Annotated in this window: 25 protein-coding genes; 10 read left to right on the forward strand and 15 right to left on the reverse strand. The window is 64.2% G+C overall.

The window, feature by feature from the left end; genetic code table 11:
* Window positions 1-553: FAD-binding oxidoreductase (locus AC16XC_RS03425; protein WP_484033236.1), on the reverse strand; the 553-nt coding region annotated here is incomplete at its 3' end.
* A 131-nt stretch (window positions 554-684) separates the two neighbouring features.
* Between AC16XC_RS03425 and AC16XC_RS03430 the strand changes: the two genes are divergently transcribed.
* Window positions 685-1,548 carry a DUF8021 domain-containing protein gene (locus AC16XC_RS03430; protein WP_484033237.1) on the forward strand — a complete coding sequence of 288 codons (864 nt, stop codon included), beginning with the start codon at window positions 685-687 and terminating at the stop codon, window positions 1,546-1,548.
* A gap of 14 nt (window positions 1,549-1,562) precedes the next feature.
* Entirely contained in the window at window positions 1,563-2,804 is a 1,242-nt protein-coding gene (locus AC16XC_RS03435; RefSeq protein WP_484033238.1) for an MFS transporter, read from the forward strand.
* Here the strand turns inward: AC16XC_RS03435 and AC16XC_RS03440 are convergent.
* Entirely contained in the window at window positions 2,801-3,229 is a 429-nt protein-coding gene (locus AC16XC_RS03440) for a nuclear transport factor 2 family protein (RefSeq protein WP_484033239.1), read from the reverse strand. The genes AC16XC_RS03435 and AC16XC_RS03440 overlap by 4 nt on opposite strands.
* Before the next feature lie 3 nt (window positions 3,230-3,232).
* Complete coding sequence (locus AC16XC_RS03445; RefSeq protein ID WP_484033240.1) at window positions 3,233-3,748, reverse strand: MarR family winged helix-turn-helix transcriptional regulator; 516 nt, start codon at window positions 3,746-3,748, stop codon at window positions 3,233-3,235.
* 116 nt (window positions 3,749-3,864) lie between these two features.
* On the opposite strand from AC16XC_RS03445, the gene nov2 reads away from it, so the two are divergent.
* The 3 genes from nov2 to AC16XC_RS03460 all read left to right on the forward strand — a co-directional run bounded on the left by nov2 (window position 3,865) and on the right by AC16XC_RS03460 (window position 6,881).
* On the forward strand, window positions 3,865-5,367 hold the full coding sequence (gene nov2 / locus AC16XC_RS03450) for a lignostilbene-alpha,beta-dioxygenase NOV2 (protein ID WP_484033241.1): 1,503 nt from the start codon (window positions 3,865-3,867) through the stop codon (window positions 5,365-5,367).
* Window positions 5,368-5,434: 67 nt separating this feature from the next.
* Window positions 5,435-6,445: a hypothetical protein gene (locus AC16XC_RS03455; RefSeq protein ID WP_484033242.1), complete on the forward strand. Its 1,011-nt coding sequence runs from the start codon at window positions 5,435-5,437 to the stop codon at window positions 6,443-6,445.
* A gap of 13 nt (window positions 6,446-6,458) precedes the next feature.
* Window positions 6,459-6,881 (forward strand): hypothetical protein, encoded by a 423-nt coding sequence (locus AC16XC_RS03460; protein WP_484033243.1) that lies wholly within the window; start codon window positions 6,459-6,461, stop codon window positions 6,879-6,881.
* Between the two features lie 69 nt (window positions 6,882-6,950).
* On the opposite strand, the gene AC16XC_RS03465 is transcribed toward AC16XC_RS03460, so the two are convergent.
* Window positions 6,951-7,502, reverse strand: coding sequence for a DUF1097 domain-containing protein (locus tag AC16XC_RS03465; RefSeq protein WP_484033244.1), 552 nt, complete (start codon window positions 7,500-7,502; stop codon window positions 6,951-6,953).
* Between the two features lie 191 nt (window positions 7,503-7,693).
* Between AC16XC_RS03465 and AC16XC_RS03470 the strand changes: the two genes are divergently transcribed.
* Together AC16XC_RS03470 and AC16XC_RS03475 are read left to right on the forward strand one after the other, a co-directional pair.
* Window positions 7,694-8,272, forward strand: a complete 579-nt coding sequence (locus AC16XC_RS03470) for a nuclear transport factor 2 family protein (protein WP_484033245.1) — start codon at window positions 7,694-7,696, stop codon at window positions 8,270-8,272.
* 37 nt (window positions 8,273-8,309) lie between these two features.
* Complete coding sequence (locus AC16XC_RS03475) at window positions 8,310-9,734, forward strand: glutamate-cysteine ligase family protein (RefSeq protein WP_484033246.1); 1,425 nt, start codon at window positions 8,310-8,312, stop codon at window positions 9,732-9,734.
* Between the two features lie 6 nt (window positions 9,735-9,740).
* Here the strand turns inward: AC16XC_RS03475 and AC16XC_RS03480 are convergent, their stop codons facing one another.
* From AC16XC_RS03480 to AC16XC_RS03495, 4 genes are all read right to left on the reverse strand, one after another.
* The gene (locus tag AC16XC_RS03480; RefSeq protein ID WP_484033247.1) at window positions 9,741-10,268 is read right to left on the reverse strand and encodes a DUF3237 domain-containing protein; all 528 of its coding nucleotides are present in this window, start codon (window positions 10,266-10,268) and stop codon (window positions 9,741-9,743) included.
* Entirely contained in the window at window positions 10,268-11,020 is a 753-nt protein-coding gene (locus AC16XC_RS03485; protein WP_484033248.1) for an SDR family oxidoreductase, read from the reverse strand. The genes AC16XC_RS03480 and AC16XC_RS03485 overlap by 1 nt, the downstream gene beginning before the upstream one ends.
* A gap of 82 nt (window positions 11,021-11,102) precedes the next feature.
* Window positions 11,103-11,492, reverse strand: coding sequence for a nuclear transport factor 2 family protein (locus AC16XC_RS03490; protein WP_484033249.1), 390 nt, complete (start codon window positions 11,490-11,492; stop codon window positions 11,103-11,105).
* Window positions 11,489-13,126: a GMC family oxidoreductase gene (locus tag AC16XC_RS03495; RefSeq protein ID WP_484033250.1), complete on the reverse strand. Its 1,638-nt coding sequence runs from the start codon at window positions 13,124-13,126 to the stop codon at window positions 11,489-11,491. The genes AC16XC_RS03490 and AC16XC_RS03495 overlap by 4 nt, the downstream gene beginning before the upstream one ends.
* Before the next feature lie 218 nt (window positions 13,127-13,344).
* Between AC16XC_RS03495 and AC16XC_RS03500 the strand changes: the two genes are divergently transcribed.
* Window positions 13,345-14,100, forward strand: coding sequence for an IclR family transcriptional regulator (locus AC16XC_RS03500; RefSeq protein ID WP_484033251.1), 756 nt, complete (start codon window positions 13,345-13,347; stop codon window positions 14,098-14,100).
* Between the two features lie 2 nt (window positions 14,101-14,102).
* On the opposite strand, the gene AC16XC_RS03505 is transcribed toward AC16XC_RS03500, so the two are convergent.
* Complete coding sequence (locus AC16XC_RS03505; RefSeq protein WP_484033252.1) at window positions 14,103-15,311, reverse strand: winged helix-turn-helix domain-containing protein; 1,209 nt, start codon at window positions 15,309-15,311, stop codon at window positions 14,103-14,105.
* A gap of 125 nt (window positions 15,312-15,436) precedes the next feature.
* Here AC16XC_RS03505 and AC16XC_RS03510 point away from each other — a divergent pair, with 125 nt between their 5' ends.
* Window positions 15,437-17,497: a TonB-dependent receptor gene (locus AC16XC_RS03510; protein ID WP_484033253.1), complete on the forward strand. Its 2,061-nt coding sequence runs from the start codon at window positions 15,437-15,439 to the stop codon at window positions 17,495-17,497.
* Window positions 17,498-17,615: 118 nt separating this feature from the next.
* Here AC16XC_RS03510 and chrA read toward each other — a convergent pair whose 3' ends face one another.
* From chrA to AC16XC_RS03535, 5 genes are read right to left on the reverse strand one after another with little or no spacing between them, the layout of a single operon-like run.
* On the reverse strand, window positions 17,616-18,926 hold the full coding sequence (gene chrA, locus AC16XC_RS03515) for a chromate efflux transporter (protein ID WP_484033254.1): 1,311 nt from the start codon (window positions 18,924-18,926) through the stop codon (window positions 17,616-17,618).
* A 35-nt stretch (window positions 18,927-18,961) separates the two neighbouring features.
* Complete coding sequence (locus tag AC16XC_RS03520) at window positions 18,962-19,753, reverse strand: hypothetical protein (protein WP_484033255.1); 792 nt, start codon at window positions 19,751-19,753, stop codon at window positions 18,962-18,964.
* Entirely contained in the window at window positions 19,753-20,130 is a 378-nt protein-coding gene (locus tag AC16XC_RS03525; RefSeq protein WP_484033256.1) for a DUF6152 family protein, read from the reverse strand. Before AC16XC_RS03525 ends, AC16XC_RS03520 begins: the two co-directional genes overlap by 1 nt.
* Before the next feature lie 10 nt (window positions 20,131-20,140).
* Window positions 20,141-20,551 (reverse strand): DUF6152 family protein, encoded by a 411-nt coding sequence (locus tag AC16XC_RS03530; protein ID WP_484033257.1) that lies wholly within the window; start codon window positions 20,549-20,551, stop codon window positions 20,141-20,143.
* Window positions 20,544-21,473 carry a hypothetical protein gene (locus tag AC16XC_RS03535; RefSeq protein WP_484033258.1) on the reverse strand — a complete coding sequence of 310 codons (930 nt, stop codon included), beginning with the start codon at window positions 21,471-21,473 and terminating at the stop codon, window positions 20,544-20,546. Before AC16XC_RS03535 ends, AC16XC_RS03530 begins: the two co-directional genes overlap by 8 nt.
* Before the next feature lie 147 nt (window positions 21,474-21,620).
* Between AC16XC_RS03535 and AC16XC_RS03540 the strand changes: the two genes are divergently transcribed.
* On the forward strand, window positions 21,621-22,367 hold the full coding sequence (locus AC16XC_RS03540; RefSeq protein ID WP_484033259.1) for a hypothetical protein: 747 nt from the start codon (window positions 21,621-21,623) through the stop codon (window positions 22,365-22,367).
* Between the two features lie 56 nt (window positions 22,368-22,423).
* On the opposite strand, the gene desA is transcribed toward AC16XC_RS03540, so the two are convergent.
* On the reverse strand, window positions 22,424-23,830 hold the full coding sequence (desA, locus tag AC16XC_RS03545; RefSeq protein WP_484033260.1) for a syringate O-demethylase: 1,407 nt from the start codon (window positions 23,828-23,830) through the stop codon (window positions 22,424-22,426).
* Window positions 23,831-23,874: the final 44 nt, after the last annotated feature.

Below are 23,874 nucleotides of genomic sequence, written 5' to 3' on the forward strand. Positions count from 1 at the left end.
TGGGCAGCACGACTTCGAGCCCGACGATGTTCTTGGCATGCTCGCCGAACGGGGTGTAGCCCATCCCGCGATCGAGCGCGTTGCCCATCACCGAACCCCAGGAATTGCCCGGGGTCGACATCCAGTAAGGCAGCTTGTTGGCCTTGATGAAATCGTAGAGATCGTAGAATCCGACGCCGGGTTCGACCACAACGGTGCCCATCTGCTCGTCGAAGGTGATTGTCTTCATCCGGCTCATGTCGAGCACCACCGACCCTGCGAGTAGCGGCGCGCTGCCGCCATAGCCGAGGTTCTTGCCGCGGCTGATCGGCCAGAGCGGAAGGAGATACTGGTTGGCGATGCGAACCACCGTCTGGACTTCCTCGACCGATTCCGGCGCGACCGCCCCCACCGGGTGGTGGGCAGCCGGATCGACATAGAACTTGTCCTGGTAGGTCTGCCGGTCGAGCTCGTCGAAGAAGACCTTGCCGGCCCCCAGCGCGCTTTCGAAGGCGCGCTGGGCCTGCGCCATTTTCTGCGCCGTGAATCCGGGCGGGAGCGGTGCGTCTGCCATGTCCGTGCCTTCGAGGTCCTCTCGCGTTATCACTGCTCGCTCACCGGTTATGGTCCGAGGCGACTTTAACGGGCGTTACATTTGTTCTAGCGTCGCAGCGAGTCAAGCGGCTCGCAGGAGGGGAAGGCGCAATGGCATCGCGGGAAGATCTGTATGCAGCGCTCGACAGCTTCATCGCGGCCTTGCGCGCCCGCGATGCGACGCGGGTGAACTGGGGTGCCGATCTCTTCTACAGCGAGAACAATGTCCGCCTCTCCCCGCCCGACGGGCTGTGGAACACGATCACTTCGCTCGGTCCGTATGATCTGCGCTTCGCCGACGAGCAGGCCGGGCAGGTCGCGCTGTTCACCTGTGTCGAAGAAACCAATGCCACCTCGCCCGCCTGTTTCCGGCTGGAAGTCAGGGACGGCGCGATTGCCGGGGCCGAGACGGTCATCGCCCGCAACGCCGATGAAGGATTCCCTTTCGATCCCCAGAGTTTCGAACCCAAGCCCCTGATGGAAGAGCCGATCCGGGAAGGCGAAGGTTCGCCTCGCGAGGAGATGATCGCCCTGGCCAACGGCTATTTCGAGACACTCGAGCAGAATGACGGGACGATCCATACGCGCTTCCATGCCACCTGCGACCGCTACGAAAACGGCGTGCGCACGACCAACAATCCCGACTTCCCCGTTCCGGTCGCGCGGCTCGGCTGCGAGGAGCAGTTCCGGCTCGGCAATTACCGCTATGACGACCGCTTGCGCGGCCGCCGCTTCCCGCTGGTCGACGTCGAGCGCGGGATCGTCCTCGCCCATGGCTTCATCGATCATTGCGGCAGGCTCGGCGCCTATGAACTGACCAACGGCACCAAAGTGACCAGCCCGATCCGCCGCCCGCATTCCTATTACCTCGCCGAGGCCTTCAAGATCCGCGACGGCGCGATCGAGCAGGTCGAAGCGGTGTTCCACACCGTGCCCTACCATATGCCCAGCCCGTGGGATAAGCGGAGCAGCTGAGGGGAGAGATTCTCATGTTCAGTGCGCGCCAGATGATCGCGCTGGTCCTGTTGGGCGGCGTGTTCGTGATGGAAGGCTTCGACATTGCCGCGATGTCGCTGGCGGTGCCGCGGCTCGAAGGGGCCTTGGGACTCGATCCCGCGAGCTTTGGCTGGGTCTTCACTGCATTGCTGATCGGCCTTGGTGCCGGCGGAGCGCTGATCGCTCCCTTGGGCGACCGTTTCGGACGCCGCACCCTGATCGTGCTGGGCTGCCTCGCGACCGGGATTGCCACGCTCGGGACTGCGACCGCGACGAGCGTGACCGGCTTCCTCGTCTGGCGGCTGCTGACCGGCCTGGCGCTCGGCGCCTGCCTGCCGAATGTCAGTGCCTTGTCGGCCGAACTTGCGCCGCCGCGACTGCGTGCCACCGTCATGGCGGTGGTTTCGGCCGGAATTCCCGTCGGCCTCTCGCTTGCCGGCATTCTCGCTCCGGAAATCATTGCCGGCTTCAGCTGGATAGGCCTGTTCCTCGTACCCGGGGCCTTCGCCGTGGTGCTTGCGGGCGTGTTGTGGTTCGCGCTCGAGGGCGGCCTGCCGGCCAGTGCGGAAGCGGCCACCTTACCAGCAACGGAAAAGCAGGCGCGCCTGCCGCAGCTGGTGCTGTTCGCGCGTCCGTGGCTGTTCCCCTTCGCGGTCTTCGCTGCGATGCTCGCGCTCAACGCGCTCAACCTCTATCTGCTCAACAGCTGGCTCCCGACCATCCTGCCCGGTGCCGGCCTCTCGCTCGATGCCGCTGCCCGCGTGGCAGGCGTCGCCAATCTCGCGGGCCTCGGCATCGGGATTGGCGCCAGCCTGCTGCTCGATCGCTGGCACAAGGGCTGGTCGCTGATGCTGCTGTTCGGATCGATGGCGGCGAGTTTCGCGGCGATCGGACTGAGCGCGCCCGATCCTGGCCTGTGGACGATCCTGCTCATGATCGGCGTCGGCGGCGCCAATGCCGGCGGCATGGTCTTGCCGGGACTGGCGGCCTATCTCTTCCCCGCGAACCTGCTGTCTTCCGCGGTCGGCATGGGCGTGCTGGTCGCAAGGCTCGGCGCGTTTGCCGGCCCGCCGCTGGGCGCCGCGATGATCGCCGCGGACGTCCCGGCGCAGACTTTCCTGTCGGTGGCAGCACTGCCGGCCACCGCCTGCGTCGTGGTGGCGCTGCTGGTAACACGGGCGCTCAAGACAAGAGCGCGGGAACAGGAAGCGGCGGAGGTCGGGGCCTTGGCCTAAGGTCTGAAATCGAGTCCCCCGACCCGCTCGGCAAAGCGCCAGCCGTCTTCGGTCAGCACGATCACATCGCGATACCACCCCACCAGCGGCGAATTGGCGCTCTGCACCGGGAGTTCGCCCTCCGGCGCGGGATCGCCCTGGTAGAGGATGATCGCGCTGAAGGCCCGCGCGCGGTCCGGCGCTTCGACGTCGACCACCGTGTTGGCGATCACATGGCGCTGGGCGCGCGGCGGGCGCGCCTTGAACGCGGCAAGGATCGCGTCCCGGCCCGTCAGCGGATAGCCCCCTGATGGCCGCCGCATCACCGCATCGTCGATATAGAGCGCGGCAACCGCTGCCCAATCCTGCGCGTCGTTCAAATTGGCATAAAGATTGATCAGCCGGATACACGCCTGCTCGATCGACTGGCGCTGGTGCAGCTCCACCGCTCAGCCGTCCGCAGGGCGGGTCTCTTCGAGGAAGCGGGAATTGCCCTCGGCATCGCGCGCTTCGAGCGTCGCGATCAGCGTGGCGAGGATCCGCTCGAGCGTCGCAAGGTCCCGCTCGTCGAGTTCGCTGAACAGGAACTGCGCGACCTTTTCGGCCTGCGGATGCATGATCGCGTAGAGCCGCTTGCCTTCCCCGGTCAGCGCCAGCGATTTGCGTCGCCTATTGTCGGGATCGGTTTCGACGCTGATCCGGCCGTCGCGCTCGAGCGCCGAGACCGCGCGGCTCACGCTCATCACATTGACTCCGGTCATCTCCGCGACTTCGTGGCTGGCGGTGGTGCCGAGCTTGCCGATCGTCATCAGCAGGCGAAATTCGTTGAGGCTGATCCTGTAGCGATCGGCCAGGTAGGTCGAGAACGGGGCCATCAGCCGGTTGGACAGCTTGAGCAGGTCGTGCAGCATCACCGCGGGCTCCGCGGTCCGTTCTGCGACATCGTTGGCCGGCCTGGTAGCCATGCATTTTCCCCTCAAAAGATCGCGAGCGTTGCGCGCGACCAGCCTTGGCAGCAATCGTAACACCCGTTAGGGTCGATGCAAATCGTCCAGACAGATTCCGGGGGAGAACGAGCTTTATGGGTGCCTTTCCGCAGACCATCCACTTCATCGGAACGAACACGCCGCGGCGGATGGAAATCTCCATTCGCGACCTCGAAGTGGAAGGCGAAATCCCCGCCGATGTGAACGGCGCCTTCTTCCGTGCGGTGCCCGATAACGCCCATGCGCCGATGTTCGAGGACGACATTGCGCTCAACCATGACGGGATGGTCGCGCGCTTCAACATCCAGGACGGCCCAAATGGCAAATCTGTCGATTTCGACATCCGCTATGTCGGGACCGACCGCTACAAGGCCGAGAAGCAGGCACGCCGTGCACTGTTCGGCAAATACCGCAATCCCTTCACCGACGATCCCAGCGTCGCTGGCATGGACCGCACCGTCGCCAACACCACCCCGGTGTGGCACGCGGGCCGGCTGTTCATGACCAAGGAAGACGGGCTCGGCCACGAGATCAATCCGCATACGCTCGAAACGATCGGCAAGTGGACCTATGGCGGGGCGCTCAAATCCGAGACCTTCACCGCCCATCCGCGAATCGATCCCGAAACCGGCGAGCTGTTCTTCTTCGGCTACGAGGCCGGCGGGCTGTGCGATCCCCATGTCGCCTATTGCATCGCGGACAAGGACGGGAATCTGGTCAAGGAGCAGTGGTTCGAGCAGCCCTATCTCGCGACGATCCACGATTTCGTGATCACCGGGAAGTACGCGATCTGGCCGATCTTCCCGACCACCGCCGATCTCGAGCGGATCAAGGCGGGCGGGCCGCATTGGGCGCACCAGCAGGACCTCGAGAGCTGGCTCGCGGTGATGCCGCGCTATGGCGACGTGTCGGAAATGAAATGGATCAAGGGGCCCAAGGGCGTCTCGGTGTTCCACGAGGTCAACGCCTATGATGACGGCGACCTCGTCCATATCGACATGTGCCTGACCGAAACCAACGCCTTCTCCTTCATGCGCGAGGCCGGCGGGATCCACAAGCCGCAGCAGGAAATCCAGGGCGGGCTGGTGCGCTGGACGATCGACCTGTCGCAGGACGAGCCCGAAATCCAGGAGCGCCCGCTCGGCCCTCCGGGCGATTTGCCGCGGCTCGCCGATGCCGACCAGGGACGGCCTTACAACCACGCCTGGTACCTGAGCATGAACCCGCAGGGCGGCCCGCCGATGCCGGGTGGCCCGGTCGGGGTCAATTTCAACGCGCTGCTCAGGATCGAGGTCGGCAATGGCCGGATCGACCTGATGGGCGTGCCCCCGGGGGCGGCGATCAGCGAGCCCGCCCATATCGTGTCTCGCGAAGCAGGCCATGACGGCTGGCTGGTGATGGTGGTCGACATCCCGAACAATCCCGATCCCGCTAACCAGGTGCCGGGCGATTACTCCTCCGAGCTATGGGTGGTGAACGCGGGCGATGTTGCCGCGGGGCCCGTGGCCAAGGTCAGGACCGGCATTGCCCTGCGCAGCCAGGTCCATGGAACCTGGGTGAGCCGGGAAAGAATGGATGCGAGCGTGCTCAAGGGCTGAGCGCGAATTCGGTTGCTTGCAACCGGGCCAAAGTGAGTCATACTCTCATGGGAGAGGGAGAGAACACATGAGTCTGCGTCATCTAGCCTTGCCGCTGCTGCTGGTGGCCGCAATACCTGCCGCCGCGCAGGACACTTCGGCACCGTCCGAAGACAGCGATTGGCAGGTTCCGCGCACCCCCTGGGGCGATCCCGATTTGCGCGGCGCCTACCCGCTCGATTACCTTAACGGCACGCCGCGCACGCGCCCGCCGCAATTCGGGACCCGCGCCGAATATACCGACGCGGAATACGCACAGATCCTCAAGAACGCCGAAGACCTGCTGCAGCGCTACGACCAGGAAATCGAAGTCGGCAAGATGTCGATGGGCCATTGGACCGAGCGCGGCAGGCCGCTGCGCCAGACCTCGCTGCTGGTCCTGCCCGAAAACGGCCAGATGCCCGCGCCGACCGAAGAGGGCCGCCGCCGCGCCGCGCTCGAAAAGACCAGTTGGAATCATAACGAGTTCAACGAATTGACCGATTTCGGTCCGTTCGACCGCTGCATCAGCCGCGGCCTTCCCGGATCGATGCTGCCCGGTGCCTACAATATGGGGATCGAAGTGTGGCAGGCGCCGGGGATTGTCGGGATCAAGCTCGAAATGGTCCATGAGACCCGCATCGTCTATCTCGACGGACGGGCCCCGCCGCCGCCCGACGTGCGCAACTGGCTCGGCTATTCGATCGGTCACTGGGAAGGCGACACACTGGTGATCGAGACCACCAATTTCGAGCCTGGCTCTTCGCTGGGCAATGTCCCCAACAGCGAGGAACTGAAGATCGTCGAACGGCTGACACCCATGGGACCCAACGAGATCCGCTATGAGGCGCTGGTGACCGACCCGGTCGTGCTGACCGCGCCGTTCAAATACGACTTCCCGTGGCGGCGCAACGACGATTACGTGCAGTACGAATATGCCTGTCACGAAGGCAATGTGCAGATCCGCGGCTATATCCTCGGCACGGGCACCAACCCCAAGGTCGTCGCCATGCGCGAGGCCGCGGTCGCCCAGCGCGAAGCGGTGGAGCAGGACCAATAGGGAGAGCCAGGGGGTGAAACTCCTCTATCACGCCAGCCGCATCATCTTCGGCGGCTGGTGGCTCTATTCGGGCGCGATGCATTTCATCGATCCCGCCTGGCAGCCGCTTGGGAGCTACGAAGCGGCGATCAATTTTACCGTCGCCTTGATCGACAGCGGGCTGTTCGAATGGGTCAAGATCATCGAGATCGTGCTCGGCCTCACGATCCTCGCCGATCGCTTCATGCCGATCACGATCGTCGCGCTGGTCCCGATCAACGTCGTGATCGTGTACTGGAACTTCGTGCTCAACCCCGATGCGATCGAATATGTTTTCGGGGCGCTGAGCATCTTCTTCAATATCGTGATCGCCTGGCCGTGGCGGAGCTATTTCTGGCCGCTGTTCAGCTGGAACGGCGTGCCGGACTTTTCGCTCAGGCTGGACTTGCCGCGCTGACTTCGGCCCGATCCAGGAAAAAGGGGGCGGATCGCTCCGCCCCCTCACCCACTTCATGAACTGACTTGATCAGCCGGCGTGATCGGGATCGGCTGCCGCTTCCGCATTGCCGCCGCCCTTCTTGGTCAGCGCATTGGCCAGCGCTTCGGAGACATAGCCAAACGCCGCGCCAATAACGATCGAAATCGCGACAGGCACGATGGCCTGCTCGGGATTGCCGAACAGTGCGCCGTCTTCTCCCTTGAGCAGCAATACGCCGAAGATCGACGCGAAGCCGTATACGCTGGCCGGAATCGTCGCGAGCAGCGAAACCTTGCTCGACAGGCAGATCAGAGCGGCGCCAAGACCGACGGCGACCGGAGCAGCGAAGGCGCCCAGACCCGCCAACGGGCCCATGAGCAATACGGTTGCACCGTAGCCGACGAGCGCGCCCCAGATCATGCAGGCAATGGCGCTGGTCGTTCCCTTGGAACCTCCTCCAGAATGATAATGGGCGCCCCAGGCAATAAAGGCGATCCAGACTTGCAGATTGTTCTGCGAAGCAACATCCAGGCCGAACACCCAGGTGGCCAAGACAGCCAGCAAGCCGACGGATACGGCGAGCGCAAGATATGCAGACATCAACTTCCCCCTTCACGAATGTTTTTTGTTTGCTGCGCCGGATTTTCCCGGTCGCGCGCGGCGAAAGCTAAGCCATGACGTCACTCTGGTCGAATCATTTTCCGGAAACGCCCCAAGGCAGGACTGCCTTGCCATGGCCGCGATTCCTGCGAAGATCGCCGGGCAACCAAGAATCGCGTGAGGAGAGGGACATGCAGAAGAGATTCCTGTTCGGTCCGGTCGTGCTGGGCCTGGCGCTCGCCGCCTGCAACCAGGCACCGTCGCCCGAAATGCAGGAGCTGGCCGACAAGGCCGCGATCGAGGAATTGCTGGTGAGCTATTACTCGCATTTCGGTGGGACCGAGAACGAGGACTTCGGCGCCTATTACACCGAGGACGCGGTGTTCGACGTCAACGGGATCGTCTCGACCGGGCGCGAGGAGATCGTCGCGCTCTATAACGGGATGGACGATCCGGGCGCCGAGCCTTCGGAGGGTGATGAACCCGCTGAGGCACCCGGGGTATTCCACATGCTGATCACCAATATCGAAGTCGATATCGAAGGCGATACCGCCACGGCCAAGATGTTCTGGACCGGCATCCTCAATCCCGATCCCTTCGCACCGCCGGTGCTGCAGGAACATGGCCGCGAATATGACCGGCTCGAACGGCAGGAAGACGGCAGCTGGCTGATCAGCAAGCGGGTTGTGCTGGCGGATTCGGCGATCCCGGAGATGTTCCGCGAAACCTATAAGCAGCAGCTCGACTACGACATTACCAAGGGCGAATAGCGAGCGGCTTCCCGCTCTCACTTGACGGAGATCCAGCTTGGGCCAGGAAATCAGCTCGACCGGATTTGCCGAGGCTGATTTCCGCGATTTCCGTGCGCGAGTCGCGCAGGAGACCGGCCTGCTGCGCGCAGCCTACGAAACAGGCAAGCTCTCGCGCCGGGCTTCGGTGATCGGGCTCGAACTCGAAGCCTGGCTGGTCGACCACAATGGCTATCCGGCCCCGCACAACCAGAGCTTCCTCGAACGGGTCGGCGATCCGCAAGTGGTCGCCGAACTGTCGCGCTTCAATATCGAGCTCAACGCCCCGCCCCGGCTGCTGGCCGGCGAGGGTCTGCTGGAACTCGAACAAGGCCTGCGTTCGGCCTGGGACCGGTGCGACAACAGCGCGCACGACCTGGTCGACACGATCATCGCGATCGGCACCCTGCCGACGCTGCGCGAGGCGGACCTGACGCTCGCGAACATGACCCCGCTCAATCGCTACGAGGCGCTCAATCGCGAAGTCTTGAAGGCGCGCAAGGGCGAGCCGATCCGGTTCGACATCGACAGCGTCCATGCGGGCGGCAAGCCTCTCAAGACGGTCCATCACGACGTGATGATCGAAGCGGCGACCACCAGCTTCCAGCTCCATTGGCAGCTCCCGCCGGAGCGGATGGGCCCGGTAATGAATGCCTCCTCGATCCTCAGTGCGCCGCTGGTCGCGCTGGCCGCCAATTCGCCATTCCTGTTCGGGCGCAAGCTGTGGCACGAGACCCGCATCGCGATCTTCGAACAGGCGGTGAGCCAGCCGGGAGACGGGCCGCAGCGGGTCACCTTCGGACGATCCTATGTCGCGCACGATCCGATCGCGATCTTCGAGGACAACCTCGCCCTGTATCCGCCGCTGCTGCCGTTCATGGACGATGAAGAGCCCGGGAAACTGGCTTGCCTCAGGCTGCACAACGGCACGATCTGGCGCTGGAACCGGCCGCTGGTCGGGTTCGACGAGGACGGCACGCCGCATCTGCGGATCGAACAGCGGGTGATGCCATCGGGCCCGACCGCGATCGACATGCTCGCCAATGGCGCGCTCTATTATGGCGCTGCGCACATGTTGGCCGAGCGGATGGAAGATCCCGAAAGGCTGCTGCCGTTCGACCAGGCGCGCGCCAATTTCTACGCCTGCGCCCGGCACGGGCTCGACGCGGAGATCGCCTGGCTCGATGGTCGGTCCAGGCCGGTCCGGCAGGTCATCGAGAAACTGGTTCCGCTCGCGCGCGAGGGACTGGCCGCCCAGGGCGTGAGCGACGCCCTCGCCGAGCGCTATCTCGACGTCGTGCTGATGCGCTGCGAAACTCGCCAGAACGGCGCGGCGTGGCAGCTCAGGCATCATGCGAAGCACGGCGATCTCGCCCGCCTCGTCGCCGATTATCTCGCCCACCAGCGCTCCGGCAACCCGGTGCATGAGTGGGAGTTGGACTGAGGTGAGTCAGACCAGCGCGTAATAGCGCAACAGGTTCCCGTCGGCCTTGCGTTCTCCGACCCCGACAAAAACGTGCTTGGTCAGCCAGTCGTGCTTGCCGAGCGGGCATTCGAAGGTCGGGTTGCCGCGCAGGTAATATTCGTCATGCGGCACCGGGGCGCCGTTGTTGAAGGCCCAGTCGCGCAGGCGGGCCATCGTGTCGGGCTTGCGCCCCCACAAATAGCCCTTGTTGTGCAGCAGGATGATCGTGCCATCGTCTTCCTCGAGCAGGTAGCGGGCATCGAACACCGCGACGTCGTCGGGCCGGAAATAGGCATAATCGCCACCCGATCCGGGAACCGCACGGCCCTTGAGCAGCGGGCCTTCGAAAGTCCCGCCCTTGACCAGCACCGCGCTGCGCATCCCGCCGAATGGATGCGGCGCCATGGTGTAGACCTCGGGGAACTGGAGGCGGACTTCCATCACGAATTCCATGCGCGGGTTGTCGATTGTCGAGAACGGCGGCTCGAACGGGGTGGTGTCGGTAAAGTCCATCAGCGCAACTCTATCAGCCCGCCGTCGACGAACAAGTTCGCCCCGGTGATGAAGGCGGCATCTTCCGAAGCGAGGAACAGCACCGCCTTGGCCACTTCCTCGCTTTCGCCCATGCGGTGCATCGGGATGTTCCGGATCATCATTTCCTTGAGACCCGCAACCTGTTCGTCGCTCATTCCCGGATTGCGATAGAGCAGCGGGGTGTCGATCGGCCCGGGAGAGACGACGTTGATCCTGATCCCTTCGCCCACCAGCTCCTTGGCGAACACTTTCATTGCCATATGGAGCCCGGCCTTGGCCGCGGCATAGGTGCCGTTCCCCTCGAGCGCGCCATGCGCACCGATCGAGCCGGTGACGACCACCGATCCGCCGCGCCCCATGATCCGGATCGCCTTCTGCAGGGCGAAGACGCAGCCCTTGAGGTTGATCGAATGGACGTGGTCCCAGTCGCTCTCGGTGATCCCGCGCAGGGGCGCGAAGCCGCCAACCCCGGCATTGATATAAAGCACGTCGATGCGCCCGTCTGCCGCCTCGATCTTCGCCACGACTTCCTCGGTTGTAGCGCTATCGGCGATATCGGAACGGTAGCCGGTCGACCCCGGGATGGCCGCCACCGCCGCATCGATCGTTGCCTGGTCGCGCCCCGTCAGGTGCACCGTGCCGCCCTCGGCAGCGAAGGCCCTGGCGGCGGCGAGGCCAATTCCGCTGTTGCCGCCGAGCACCAGGACCACCTTGTCCTTGAACCGCATCATTCTTCCTTCTTGCGCCCCCACAAAGGCGGGGGCCTCATTCAAACTGCAACAGGTTCCCGCCTGCGCGGGAACTCAAACAAACTCAAAATGGGCCGATCGGATTGGGCCCGCCCTCGACCACGTCCTGCATCACGTCCCAATGCTCGACGATCTTGCCGTCGGCCACGCGGAAAATGTCGATCACCGCCCAGCCGAGGTCGTCGGGCCAGCGCCGGACATGGTAATGGACCGTGACGTGGTCGCCGTCGACGAAGGCGCGCTTGACGTCGTGGACCGCCTCCGGGGTTTGTTCCCGGATCAGGTCGAGGAAAGCCTTCAACGGCTCGCGCCCGGGCGCCACCGACTGGTTGTGCTGGATATAGTCCTCGGCGATGAAGCGATCGACCGCGGATGAATCCATCGGGTTCAGGACCTCGGCAAACAGGTCGAGCACCAGCTTCAGGTTCGCTTCTTCTCCTGCCGTCCGGTTCACGTTGCCTGTCCCGGTTCGGCCCCCGGCAGCGAGCGGCCCCTGATCAGGTCGGCCGCCTTTTCGCCGAGCATGAAGGCGGACATGTTGGTATTGCCGCCCGGCACGGTCGGCATCACCGAACAATCGGCTACGCGCAGCCCTTCGACCCCGATCACCTTGAGTTCGCTGTCGACCACCGAGCGCTCGCCCATGCCCATGGCGCAGGTGCTGGTCGGATGCTGTGCGACATAAACGCTGGCCTTGATGAAGGCGTCGATTTCCTCGTCGCTCTCGACCTCGACACCCGGCGTGCGCTCGCTGGCGATGTAGTCGGCCATCGGGGCGGTGTTGTAGATCCTGCGGGTGGTGCGGAAGGCGCGGCGCAGCTGCGCCCGGTCGGCTTCCTCGTCCAGCAGGTTGAGCGTGATCGCCGCGGGATCGCGCGGATCGCTGCTTTTCAGCTCGACCCAGCCGCGGCTTTCGGGATGGAGCTGGACGATCCCCGCCCAGAACACGTGATCCTGCCGCGGCTTGAGGACAGGGAACCACGGCTCGGCGTCGAAGCGGATCGGATTGACCATGATCTGGAGGTCGGGCCGGTCGAGATGGTCGGCAGTGCGGATCACGACATTGCAACTGTTGACCATAGTCGCCATGGTTCCTTTGCCGGTCAGCAGCCAGCGGGCTCCGTTGAGGGCGATCCTGTCCCAGCGCAGCTGGTTGAGGAAGGTCACCGGCTTCGAAGCGTTGAATTCGAGCATCGCGCAGGGATGTTCCTGCAGGTTCCGCCCGACCCCGGGGCTGTCATGGAGCACTTCGATCCCGTGCGCCTTCAGGTGCTCCGCAGGACCGATCCCCGAAAGCAGCAGCAGCTGCGGCGAATTATAGGTCCCGCCCGAAAGGATCACTTCGCGATTGGCGCGGAATATCCTGGGGCCGTCCGGGCCTTCCACTTCGACCCCGTTGCAGCGCCGCCCGTCGAACACCAGCCGCCGCACCAGCGCGCGTTGGCGCAATTCGAGATTTGGCCGCTTGAGCGCAGGCTTGAGATAGGCGGTCCAGCCGCTCGCCCGCCGCCCGCGCCGGTCGACCGACTGCTCTCCGCGGGCGAAGCCCTCGGGGTGGTCGCCGGCGAGGTCGTCGCTGATCGGGAAGCCGGCATTGGCAGCGGTCCGCATCATCTCCTCGTGCAGGAGGTGGGGGGACGTGATCGGCCGGACAGCGATCGGCCCATCGCTGCCGTGATAGGCGCTTTCGCCGCGCCAGCTGCTCTCCGACTTCTTGAAATAGGGCAGGACATCGGCATAGGACCAGCCATGGGCGCCCATCTGCGCCCATTGGTCGTAATCCGCCGGGTGGCCGCGCATCGCGAACATGCCGTTGATCGAACCGGACCCGCCCAGCACCTTGCCGCGCGGCAAGGGCATCGGCCGGCCGAGATTGGGATCGACCTCCGACATGTAGTTCCAGTTGAAGCGCGGATCCATCATGCCCTTGAGGAAACCGAGCGGCATGGTGAGGTAGAGATGGTCGGCATTGCCGCCCGCTTCGAGCACCAGCACGCTTGTGCCGTGATCTTCGCTCAGCCGCGACGCGACGACGCAACCCGAGCTGCCGGCGCCCACCACGATATAGTCGAATGCCGCTTCGGCCATCCATAACTCCCGTTCGCCCTGAGCTTGTCGAAGGGTCCCTTGCACGGTTCCTAACGATCGTTAGAAAGCGAGTAAAGCGAGGCTATCGTCGTATGTCCGGTGCGGCAGCTCCGGAATGCTGCGGTAACCATATTTCACGATTGCGTTCATTTCGCATATATGAAATATAGGCACTCCGATGGCGAACACTCAGGTTTCGCGACGGAAAGGGCCTATCGATGGCGGGCAATAACGGATCGATTTCGGGCAGCGTCAAGTCGGCCACCCGCACGCTCGACATCATCGAATATGTCGTTGCCGCCGGGCGCCCGCTGGTGGCGCAGGAAATCTCGACCGCGCTCGGCATCCCGGTTTCGAGCCTGTCCTACCTGCTCGCGACCCTGGTCGAGCGGCAGTATCTCCAGCGCGAGGGACGGCGCTATACCGCCGGATCGGGCCTCGAGCGGCTGCAGGCGCGCAACCATGTGTTTTCGCTGGCCGACCGGGTGGCGCCGCTGGTGCGGACTGTACGCGTCCAGCTCAACGAGACTTGCAGCTTCTTCGTCCGCGAGGGCTGGGAGATCGAAGCGATCGTCACCGAGACCAGCGAGCAGGCGCTGCGTTATTCGATCGAGACCGGCCAGCGTTCGCCAATGCATGCGCTGGCCTCGGGCAAGGCGCTGCTGGCGGCGATGCCCGACGAGGAGCTCGAGCGCTATTTCGCCGAAGTGAAGCTCGAGCGCTTCACGCCCTCGACGATCACCAGCGAAGCGAAACTGCGCAAGCAGATCGAGAAAATCCGCAAGACCGGGATCGCCACGACTGTCGAGGAATTGAGCCTCGGCATCAACGGGATCGGCCGCGCGGTCTCGTTCGGTGGACAAGTCGTGGGGGCGCTGTCGGTCGCGATACCCAAGGTCCGCTGCGACGACGTGCTGCTCAAGCGCGCGGCAGACCTGCTCGAAAAGACCGCCGGCCTGCTCGAAAGCGAATAGCTTCAGGGCCGCTTGCGGGCGGCGACCAGCCGTTCGCTGAGATCGGCGCCCTGCTGGCCGGTGATCTCGTACAAGGCTTCGAAGCCCTCGCCGCTCTCGGCGAGCCGTTCGACTTCCTGCGCAAGCTCGGGCTCGGAGACCAGCGGCGCGAGGCCCCGCAGCCCGGTGTCACGCGCACCCGCGACCACCGCGACCAACGCCCCGCCCGGCTCGCGGAAGCTCGCGAAATACCCGTAGTCCTTGTAATAGCGGGCCGAGGCGAGGCTCAGCGCCTCCTCGCTCATATAGCGGCGCCTGGACTCGCCATCGATCAGCTCGTCGTAATTCGCGCCGATGGCATAATTCGAGCCGGTGAAATTGACGTCTTCCAAGAGCCCCATCCCGCTCATCAGCCCGACATAGACCACGTTATGGGTACGGAAGGTGTCGCTGGTGAAGGCGGACGCCGGCATGATGCTGACCTCGTGCCCGCCCCGTTCGAGGATCGGCATCAGCTGGCCCAGGCCATAGGCCGACGAGAACGGCAGGTAGTTGAGCCCGAGATCCTCGCTGCGCTCGTAATTGAGCGGATCGGCTTCCTGCGCCCGGGCGAGGTCGGTCGGCGAATTGATTGCGAAATCGCGCACCAGCCGGTCGATCTCGGGGAAGTCGGGCGCATATTCGCCAAAGATGTAATAATCCCCCGCGACGACCATGATCGGGCGCTCGGATTCGAGGAAGGGCTGCCAGATCGCATTGACCGCCGTCTGGGGAGCGGCATTGCGGCTGAACCAGCCCAGCGCGAAGGCGGCAACGAGCAATATGGCAGCCAGGCCCGCGAGCCAGGCCCGTCCGGTCGGGCGGCGGGGCATCGCGGCGACGGGTTCGACCAACTTCTCCAACGCGGCCAGGCGCAAGGCATAGCTGCCGGGGGGAATGGCCAGCCGGATACCCGACCCGGCATTGGCCGGATCCTCGTAATACTCGTCGAGCCGCTTGCGCAGGCGGTGGATATAGACCCGGACCGTCGCATCGTCGCCTTCGGCATCCTGCTGGCCGAACACGGCATGGGCGATTTCCGCCTGCGAAGCCGGTTCACGGTCCGGCCCGCGCGCGGCAAGGTAATCGAACAGCTCGACCAGGCGGCCACTTTCGCCGAGTGCTCCGCTCGCCCTGACGCGTGCTGCCTCGTCGGCCAGCTTGCTCGCTTGGGGATTGCCTTCGTCGGTCATGAAAGCCCTGATATCTCTCGGTGTAACGCGATGTAACGCGGGATTACCGTAAATAACTTGGATTGGCGAGCGGCGATCCGCATTGGCCATGCGAATGATTTGCAATTGGCTTCCGGGGTCTGATCTTGAAACGTTACTTTCCCGCTCTGCTGGCTTCGGCGGCGCTTCTGGCGATGGCAGTTCCCGCCGCTGCGCAAGACGATAGCGATAACCAAGACCATGCCGGAGGCGAGCTTGACGGCGGGCAGGACGCGCATGGCCACATCATTGTCTATGGCCGCGCCGAACAGCGGATCGGACTCGCCGGCGCCGCGAGCGAAGGCGGCGTAGCGGGCGCGGATATCGAAGTGCGCCCGCTGCTGCGCCCGGCCGAACTGCTCGAAGCGACGCCCGGCCTGATCGCGACCCAGCATTCGGGCGGCGGCAAGGCGAACCAGTATTTCCTGCGCGGCTTCAATCTTGACCATGGGACCGACTTCTCAGTCGAGGTCGACGGGATGCCGATGAATTTCCGGACCCATGGCCACGGCCAGGGCTATCTCGACGTCAACGGGCTGATCCCCGAAACGGTCGAGCGGGTCGACTACCGCAAGGGCCCCTATCGCGCGGCAGCAGGCGATTTCAGCTTTGTCGGCTCCTCGATGATCACCACCCACGACCGGATGGCGCCGTTCGTGACCGGCGAGATCGGCGGCTTCGGATACCGGCGCTTCGTGGCCGGGGGTTCGGTCCCGGTCGGCAGCGGCGACCTGCTGGTGGTCGGACAGGCCAAATTCTACGATGGCCCCTGGGAATTGCCCGAAGATTTCGACGGCTATTCGGGCCTCGCCAAATTCACCGCGCCGCTCGGCAGCGGTACATTCGACATTTCGCTCAACATCTTCGACGCCAGCTGGGCGCCGACCGAGCAGCTGCCCGAACGGCTGATCGGAACCGAGCTGTGCGAAGACGTCTATTGCGCGCTCGACACCACCCTGCGCGGCACGACCAAGCGCCAGATCCTGACACTCAATTACGAAGACGACGATTGGCACTTCACCCTGTGGGGCCAGCATTACGACTGGAGCCTGCTCTCGAATTTCACCTATTTCCTCGACGATCCGGTGAATGGCGACCAGTTGCGCCAGTTCGAGGAATTGTGGGGCTGGGGCGGGCGACTGGAACGGCGCTTCGAGCTCGGCATGAACCTCGAACTGTCGCTCGGCACCGAATTTCGCGAGGATTCGATCGGCCCGGTCGGTCTCGACCACACGATCGACGGCGAATTCGATTTCCTGCGCACCGGTTTCGACGTGAAGGAAACCAGCGCCGGACTCTACGCCGAAGCGATCTGGCGCCCGGTCGAGCGGCTGATGGTGATCGGCGGGCTGCGCAACGACTGGTACCGCTTCCGCACCGAGGACCTTGGCGGCGAGATCGGCTGGAGCGGGCTGGTGCAAGACGACACGTTCGGCCCCAAGATCGGCGTCAATTACGAGATCGCCGACGGCTTCGCGCTCTATGCCAATTACGGCGAAGGCTTCCATTCGAACGATGCCCGCGGGGTGACCAATCCCGACGATCCCGCCCCGGGCTTGGCCGAAGGCGACATGGAAGAGCTCGGCTTCCGCTTCGAACGGGGGGGATTGATCTTCACCGGGGTCTATTGGTGGAGTTCGATCGAAAGCGAGCTGATCTATGTCGGCGACAGCGGCGCGGTTGAACCGAGCGACCCCGGGGTGCGCCACGGCTATGAACTGACCGCCTTCTTCAAACCGAACGGCTGGCTGGCGGTGGACGCGGTGTGGTCGGCCTCGACCTCGCGCTATGTCGGCCTGCCCGAAGGCGAGAACTACGTTCCCGGCGCGCTCGAAAGCGCGGGCGAACTGGGCCTTTCGGTAATATTCTCGGAAATGAACGGTGCGATCCGCTTCCGCTATCTTGGCCCGCACGCGCTGATCGAGGACAATTCGAAGCGCGGCGAGGAGACCCTGCTGGTCAATGCCAGGCTGGCCTGGACGCCAGGCTTCCTCGAAGGGTTCGAATTCTACGGCGAACTGCTCAACGCCTTCGATTCAAGCGCGCACGATATCGACTATTATTACGCGACCCGCTTCCCCGGCGAACCGCCGGAAGGCGTCGAGGATTTTATCAGCCGCGTGGTCGAACCGCGGCAGCTGCGTTTCGGAGTGAGGAAAACCTTCTGACCCGCTGGCCCGCGCACACTCCTGGCGCGGGCAGAAACCGGAAAGGTTCCTCGCTCCGGTCGCCGCCTGGCGAATGCATGGCCAAACCGCATTGCCGGCCTGCATTCGCCGGGCGGCCTTAACCGGCGAACGCCAGGACCAGTCCGCCAAGCGCGGCGATCACCAGGACCCTGATCACCGGCCATCTGGCGGCGAACACCAACAGGCAGGCAAGCGTCCCGAGCAATGCCGCGCGCCAGTCGAAACTCGCCCAGTCCGGCTGGTACAACCGCACCGGGCCGAAATCCGCCTCGCCGACATTGGCAAATAGCACATGCAAGGCGAACCAGGCCGAGAGATTGGCGATCACCCCCACGACCGCCGCGGTCAGGGCTGCCAGCCCGCCCTTGATGCGCGTCGCGTGCTGGAGCCGGTCGATCCACGGGGCAAAGGCAAAGATCCACAGGAAGCACGGCGCGAAGGTCACCCAGGTCGTCAGCCCTGCACCAAGCAACCCGGCAACGAGCGGCGAAAACGGTTCGGGCGCGCGGACGGCGGCTAGATAGCCGACAAACTGGGTGACCATGATCAGCGGGCCGGGCGTCGTTTCGGCCAGCCCGAGGCCATCGGCCATCTCGCCCGCGCTAAGCCAGCCGAAGCCCTGCACCGCTTCCTGCGCCATATAGGCAAGCACAGCGTAAGCCCCGCCGAAGGTCACCACGGCGAGCTGCGAGAAGAACACCCCGATGTCCCACAACACATGGTCGGGCCCCAGCACGGCGAGCACCAGTGCCGGCGGCGCGGCCCAGATCGCGCCCCACACCAGCGCCGCGCGTACGGTCGCGCCCCACGGGCGCGGGCCGGAAGGCGGCGCTTCGGAGTGCGGCTTGAGCGCCAGCCAGTCCGGGCGCAAGGTGGCGGCTGCGATCCCCAACACGCCTGCGCCGAGCACGATTAGCGGAAAGGGCAGGTCGAGCAGAAACAGGGCGGTGAACGCCGCACCCGCCAGCACTTTCTTGAATATGGAGTCGAGCGAGCGCCCGCCAATCCGGACCAGCGCCTGGATCACGATTGCCAGAACGGCTGCCTTCACGCCAAGAAACAGCGCCGCAAACCAGCCCAGTTGCGCCGCGGCGGCGTAGAGGATCGACAAGGCAAGGATCACGAATGCGCCGGGGATCACGAACAGCGATCCAGCCGCCAGCCCGCCGCGCCAGCCATACAGCCGCCAGCCGATCCAGGTAGCGAGCTGCTGGGCTTCGGGCCCGGGCAGGAGGTGGCAGAAATTGAGCGCGTGGAGAAAGTCCTCCTCGCTCACCCATCGCCGCTCTTCGACCAGTTCGCGATGCATCAGCGCGATCTGGCCCGCCGGTCCGCCGAAACTCAGCAGGCCGATGCGCAGGAATGCGCGCAACAATTCGGCGAAGCTAGGGGCAGGTTCCGTCGCCACGCTGTCGCTATGCGCCTGCGCGGCTTACGCGGCAATCACTCGTAGAGCGTGTAGCCGTCCTCATCGATCGGGTTGCGATCGTTCTCGCTGCACTGGAACTCGATCAGCGTGCCGTTGCGGTCGCGGCCATAACGGGCGGTGACCGCGAAAGGCTCTTCGAGCGCCTCCTCGTCATACAGCACCATGTCGTTCACGAGCACGTCGGGATCCGCGGGATCGAGATAGATCCGCTCGGTCATCCAGAACTTGTCCGAATGGCCCATGCCGCGCTGAAGGTCGAGCGAGGGTTCGATCGCGATCGTTTCGACCACCAGCGTATCGCCCTCCCAATGGCCGATCGAATGGCCCATGAAGGTCGGGTCGGGATCTTCGGGATGCTCCCTCCCGTCAGTCCAGATCGTGCGGGTCTGCATCCAGGCTTCCTGGTTCACGGTCACCCGGCCGGGAGTGAACAGGAACTCGAACGGATACTGGAAGGTCTGCATGATCACCGGCATGCCCGGCGGCGAACAGTTCGAGCGCTCGCGCGGCACGACCCCGTCATTATCGATCACCGCCTGGCGGTAAGCCTCGTAATCGGCGAGGTATTGCCCCTTGAGCCTGGGTTGGGCGGGAGCACCGGCACCGGGGCGGAACTGGCCGAACCAGATTCCGCCCCAATCGGGCAGCGCCTCGAGCTCGGCATAGCGCCCCTTGGGATAGCCCGCGCCTTGCCCCTCTTCGAGCCCCGGCGGCGGTGGAGACTTGGTCACCGCCCCGAGTTGGGCCGCGGCCGGGGCTGTCGCCACTGCCAGAACGGCAACAGCAATCGGCAATAGCTTGCGCATCAACTATCCCACGAGCCGAGCGTGGTGCCGTTGGCCAATCTTACGCCCTGGAAGCTACCGCCCTTGGCCCCGCTGCGCAGCGGATTGATCTGCAGCGTCACCTTGTCGCCGGGCTTGAGCGAAGTGCGCTTGAAACCCTGCTGGATGAGGTTGTTGGGGCTGGTCATCTCGATCGCCCAGCGCTCCATCTTGCCCTCCACCGGCACGTCGATCTCGATCCAGGCATGCGGGTTCTGCCACTTGAACTTCACCACGCTGCCTTCGAGAGAGACCAGCTTCGACTGGTCGAACATGGCATAGGAATGATGCGCCAGCACCGGCGCGGACAGCGGAGCCGCCAGCACCGCCACGATCGTCAATATCTTCGGGAGCTTCATCGCTTCCTCCTTAAACCTGCGGCACGTTCACGGGCGCGCCATCCTTGGGCATGCCCGAATCGAGCACCGTCCCGTCGCTTTTTTCGAGATCGAGAAACAGCCCCCCGGCCTGGCCGTTGCGCAACGGATTGGTGCGCAGCGTGATCTTGTCGCCCGCCTTGAGCGAGGTCCGCTTCCAGCCTTGCCGCTTGAGGTTGTTGGGGCTGTTCAACTCGATCGACCAGCGGGCAAGCCGGCCATTCGTCACCACGTCGAGCTCGATAAAGGCGTGCGGATTGGTCCACTGGAATTCGTGCACCGTGCCTTCGAGCGTGACGATCTTCTTCTGGTCGAACATGGCGAAGCTGTGATGCGCCGCCGCCGGTACGGTCAGCGCTGCCAGCGCGATGGCCAGTCCTGCCTTTCGAACCACGCTATTCACCCGTAACCTCCTCGATTTCGCTTTCGCCGCGCGCTTCGGCAGTCGCGCTGCCAAGGTCGGTGCCCGGCAGGTGCTGGTTGTATTGCAGGATGCAGACCGCCTCGTTGATGTCGGTATAGTCCTGCCTTGTATATTGCTTGGTCGAGCGCCATTCGCCTTCCCACATATTGGCATCGGTCATGATGTATTCGACGTCCATGCGTGTGCCGTCGTCGAGCAGGCGGATCCGCTCGATAATCCGGAAGTCGTCGGAAATCGGGATACCCTGGTCGATATAGTGGTTATCGGTCTCGAAATAGCGGGTGTCGACCACCAGCGTGTCACCCTCCCAACGGCCGATCGATTCCCCATTGTAGGACGGGACAACCAGGTCCGGGTCGGAGTGCTCGCGCCCGTCGAGGAAAATCGTCCGGACCGAATTGTTGAAGCCCGAGATGACGTAGATCGCGGTCGGCAGCTGGATGAAGGCATGCGGCCAGACCCGCGTGATCAGCATCGGCATGCCCGGCGGGTAGCACTGGCCGATCGCGTCGCGATAGGTCTCGCCCCGAGCCGCCGCCTCCTGCGCACCGACCAGCGCCTCGCGCCCTTCGGCGTAGAATTTGGGATAGGGCGGGCCGAACATGAACTTGGCGAAGCCTTCGGACAGGTCGACGAACCAGGTCCCGGTCAGGTCGAAGGGCGGCGCTGGACGCTCCTTGGCGATATTCTCCGGGGCCAGCGCACCGAGATAGCCCGGATGCTTGGGCACCATCTGGTCGAGCCGTTCCTGCGGGATCGGCACCAGCGGACGCACCACCTCGATCTGGGGCGGCAGATCGCCTTCGGCCGGGTATGCCTCCTGCGCAAGAGCAGGCGATGCAAAGGCCATGGCAGCGGTGCCGAGGAGTGCCGGAATCGTCCGGCGCGGTAAGTAAGGCATCCTGAATCCCGTCCTTGTTTTATCTATCGTGCCAGAGCAGGCCGGACAAAATCAACTGCAAAGTAACGGGCGTTACTGACGCAAGGCAAAGCCTTGACGCACGGCACGCGATTGCGGAAATCGGGCGGACAAGCAGGAGAGCCCCCTATGCCCCGACCCATCCGCCTTTTGCCGCTTGCCTTGCTCGCAATCGCCTTTCCCGCGCTGGCCGAACCGACGCAGGTCACGGTGCGGGTGATCTCGCAGGATGCCAAATTTGTCGGCAGCTCGATGGGCGGGGCCAAGGTGATCCTGCGCGACAAGGTTACCGGCGAAGTCATGGCCGAAGGGCTGACCGCAGGCGGCACCGGAGACACCGCGCTGATCATGAACTCACAAGGCCGCAGCCCGCTGCGGGCGAGTGACGATGCCGCGGCCTTTACCACCACGCTCGACCTCAAAGGACCGCGCTTCGTCACGCTCGAAGTGACCGGGCCGATGGATTATCCTGCTTCGGCAGTGACCGTGACCCAGCAACGCTGGATCGTGCCGGGCGAGGATGTCACCGCGGGCGACGGCTGGTTGGTCGAACTGATCGGGCTGGTGATCTTGCCGGAGACAGCCATCGAAAGCGGCCGGCTGGCGATCAAGGCCAAGGTGTCGCCGATGTGCGGCTGCCCGATCACGCCCGGCGGCTTGTGGCCCGCAGAGGAATATTCCGTCGAAGCGACCTTGTGGGCAGAAGGGCGCAAGCTCGCGAGCGCGCCACTGGCCTTCGAGACCGCACCGGGAGGCTTTGCCGGTTCGATTGCCTTGCCCGAAGGCAGCGATGGCGCCTTGCGCTACACGCTCTATGCCCGCAACTTGCGGACCGGGAACAGCGGAATGGTTTCGGGAGCTGTCGCAAGCGAATGAGAAAAGGGCGGCCACCGCGGTGACCGCCCTCTTCCTTTCAGCGATCTGTTGCCAGATCAGGCGTTGGCGCCGACGCCCTTCTGCCGCCAGCTGTCGGCATAGGCGTTGCGCGCGACCGACGAATATGGCACCGGCGAGACGATCGCCTTGATCTCGGTCTGCACATGCGGCTCGACCGTCGGCTTCGAGGTGCCGCCATTGGGTTCGCCCCACACCAGCGTCACTTCCTTGCCCATCTCGACATAGTCGGGATCGATCATCGCCAGGGTCAGCATCGCGCCTTCGTTCGAGGAATAGCCGACCCAGGTCGAAACCCCGATCAGCTTGCCGTCGCAGCGCACTTCGTCGAACGGATGCATGGCATAGACCGCGCTCGGGAATTCGAAATACTTGGCGCGGTCGCCCTTGGCGAAGAGCGAGCTCATCACGCGCAGCACGTCTTCGGGATCGAGCGCGAGGGTGACCTTCTGCTTGTGCTTTTCGCCGGCCATTCTTTCGAGCGCCTCGCGGCCCACGAAATCATGGTCGAACTTGACGATGTGGCCATAGCCGATGTCCCACGGGGTGAGGTAATAGCCCTCGACGCTGGCGGGAACGTGGCTGCCGCCGACCGAGCACATCCCGGCATAGGAATTGGCGCCCGCCCAAGCGCGGAAGTCCTTCATCATCTGCGATGTGCCGGTGTAGAACGCCGGCAGCGGCGACGGCAGCCAGCCCGATTCCAGCGTGTTCGACGAATAGGCGCGGCCGCCGACCAGGGTGAGACCGTCATTCTTGCCCGCTTCGACCAGCGCCGAATGCACCGCCTGGTAGTCTTCCCACGGGCCGAACAGCTCGTAGCCCGGCTGGCCGGCCATGCCGTGGCGGAGCGCGATCACGTCCTTACCGTTGATGTCGATATGGGCCATGTTGAAGAACTTCAGGTCCGGCGGGGTCTCGCCCATGGCGATGCCGAGGATCTTCATCGCGTTCGGGCCCTGGAGCTGGAAGCGATAGTTCTTGCGCACGCCGTCGCTGCGCATCGCGGTGCGTTCGTCGCGTTCGAGCTGGACGTCCCAATCGCCATATTGCGCGTGGAATTCGACCCATTCGATCGCCGGGACACGGCCGACGAGCGAAAATTCTTCCTCGGCGAGGTAGAACAGGATCACGTCGCCGATGACATAGCCGTCAGGCGTCACCGGCACGAACTGCTTGGCCTTGTTGACCTCGAAGTTCTTGAACGAGTTGATCGCGAGATATTCGAGGAGCTTGAAGGCATCGGGCCCGCGAACATAGAGCTCGACCATGTGGTAGCTCTGGTTGAACAGCACCGCGGTTTCGGCCCAGGCACGCTGCTCGTTGCGCCAGTTGGAATATTCCGCCGGAACGCCGGGATAGGGGTTCGGGCCGACCTGCTGGTTGCGCAACAGGGTGACGATGTCGCCCGCTGCATCCAGCTTCTGCTGCAAATTCTGACTCATGCTTGCCTCTCCATTCTCAAAGTGGCTGTTGGTTAGACTTACGG

Source organism: Candidatus Andeanibacterium sp. (assembly GCF_057143545.1).